Here is a 2,182-nt window from a genome sequence, read left to right on the forward strand (position 1 = left end):
AATAATAAAGCCCGCTAAAAACAGGAAATTATCCACCAAATTCCTGGGCGCAATCACTAAAATGACGATGCCAACAAGAAAACATGTCAGCGCTATGAGATATGGAATCATAAAGCCTCCTAGATTTCGTGGTAAGCCGCGTACACGTCCCGCTTATTCACGCCCGTTTGCTTAGCCACTTGTTTAATGGCATCCTTTGTCGACAAGTCTTTTTGCCCCATCCACCAGTCCACCTGGTCTTTCAAGGTCATTTCCTCTAAAGCATCCTGTAACATCGTCGCCTCAGTCACTGGCGCATCATTACCCGCAATATAGAAGCAAATTTCCCCTTTAATCGGCCCATTTTGGTCAAAATGCACAGCCAAATCATCCAGGCTGCCTCGGTTAAACTCTTCAAACTTCTTAGTCAACTCCCGCACCACTACCGCAGACCGGTCAGGACCGAAGGCATCACGACAATCCTCAAGGGTTTGCACCAAGCGGTAAGGCGATTCATAAAACATCATCGTGTAGGGAAAATTCACCAAGTCATCCAAGAAAGCTTTTTTCTCAGACTTCTTACGCGGTAAAAAGCCGATAAAAGCGAACTGGTCAGTATCTAGTCCGGACGCAATAAGTCCAGTCAAGGCCGCATTGGCTCCAGGTAGTGGCACCACACGGATGCCTTCAGCGATTGCAGCTTGTGCTAATTCAAATCCCGGATCAGAAATCGCTGGCATCCCTGCATCAGACACCTGCGCTAAACTCTGCCCTTCTTTCAGCATAGTCAAAATTTGTGGAATCCGCGTCTGACTATTATGTTGGTGGTAGGACATCTGCCCCGTCGTCACCTCAAAATGATTGAGCAACTTCTGCGTATTTCGCGTATCCTCAGCCAAAATCATATCCACCGATTTCAAGGTATTGACTGCACGAAAAGTCATATCCTCCAAATTACCAATCGGCGTCGGCACCAAATACAAGGTACCAAACCCTTCATTCTCCTGCTTTGTAAATGAATGTTGTACCTGAACCATGCCCTCACTCCTCATTCTTATCCGTCACTACTTCTTCTGGCAAAAAGGGTAAACTGCCCTCTAAGCTGTCAGCCACCCGTTCCGTCCACATTTTTGGGGGCCAAACTTGGCTGACGCCCTTTTCTTTAAGGAAGCCTTCCTTTTGTCTACGGGTTAATTGTTTAAATCGATATTCCGCTGACATGGCCCGCGACTTTGATGTAAACGGCTTGCTGTAAACCATATGAACGGGCCGACGCCCAGCTGCCTGAGTATACTTGGCTCCCTTACCTTGGTTATGAACCATTTCCCGACGATCAGGATCAGTCGTATATCCTGTGTAAAGCGTATTATCACTGCAAGCTAGCACGTAGAAATAGTGCCATTTTTCTGACTTATTCGCCATAAATTAACTGTCTCATTTCTGGTGTATACTCGTCCGACAAGGTTTGCGTGTAGAAAGGTGGCAAGACCCGCAAGCCCTTATCGTGACCCTCTTTCATGAATTCTAGCAAAATGGTTTTCGCTTCTTTACCTGGTTTCGGATAGATAAATTGCAGCCGTTTCAAAGTCAAATGGTATTGGTTACCTAAAACAATCAACTCACTCAACCGCTCAGGTCTATGGACAATATACAATTTACCACGGTTACGTAGGACAAACTGAGCCTGCTGGAAAATATCTTCCGCTGTCATCGCCACTTCATGGCGCGCCAAGGTTTTAGCATCCAATAAATTGACCTTAGATTCATCGTATTTCTTGAAATAAGGCGGATTACAAGTCACGACATCTACAGAATCCTTTTTAAAATGGTCACGAACCGATTTTAAATCCATCTGATGAACCGCAATTTTGTCCGCCAAGTCATTATGTACCATCGATCGCTTGGCCATGTCTGCTACTTGAGGTTGAATTTCAATCCCATGAATCTGGGTTTTGTCACTCGTTTTAGCCGACAGTAATAAAGCAATCACCCCATTACCCGAACAAAAATCAATGACCTGTTTCACCCGACTCGAAGACACCTGGGCAAAATGCGCCAATAAAATTGCGTCTACCGAGAAGGAGAAGGTCAGGTCACTTTGAATAATTTCAAGATTTTGCGGAATTAAGGCATCCAACCGTTCGCCTGCTTGTAATAAGGGTGTATCCATTAGCCTTGATTCCCCTCACCAGCACGCTCACCG

At 45.5% G+C, this 2,182-nt stretch carries 3 protein-coding genes; all 3 read right to left on the reverse strand.

The genetic code is table 11. From position 1 onward, the window contains the following. Window positions 1-119 precede the first annotated feature (119 nt). From rsmI to ACRCJ0_RS12460, 3 genes are read right to left on the reverse strand one after another with little or no spacing between them, the layout of a single operon-like run. Window positions 120-1,016, reverse strand: a complete 897-nt coding sequence (rsmI, locus tag ACRCJ0_RS12450; protein WP_431390625.1) for a 16S rRNA (cytidine(1402)-2'-O)-methyltransferase — start codon at window positions 1,014-1,016, stop codon at window positions 120-122. 4 nt (window positions 1,017-1,020) lie between these two features. After that, window positions 1,021-1,401, reverse strand: a complete 381-nt coding sequence (locus tag ACRCJ0_RS12455; RefSeq protein ID WP_268401875.1) for a GIY-YIG nuclease family protein — start codon at window positions 1,399-1,401, stop codon at window positions 1,021-1,023. Then, window positions 1,391-2,149, reverse strand: coding sequence for a tRNA1(Val) (adenine(37)-N6)-methyltransferase (locus ACRCJ0_RS12460; protein ID WP_431390626.1), 759 nt, complete (start codon window positions 2,147-2,149; stop codon window positions 1,391-1,393). The genes ACRCJ0_RS12455 and ACRCJ0_RS12460 overlap by 11 nt, the downstream gene beginning before the upstream one ends. Between the last annotated feature and the right edge of the window lie 33 nt (window positions 2,150-2,182).

The organism is Aerococcus sp. L_32, from assembly GCF_050689315.1.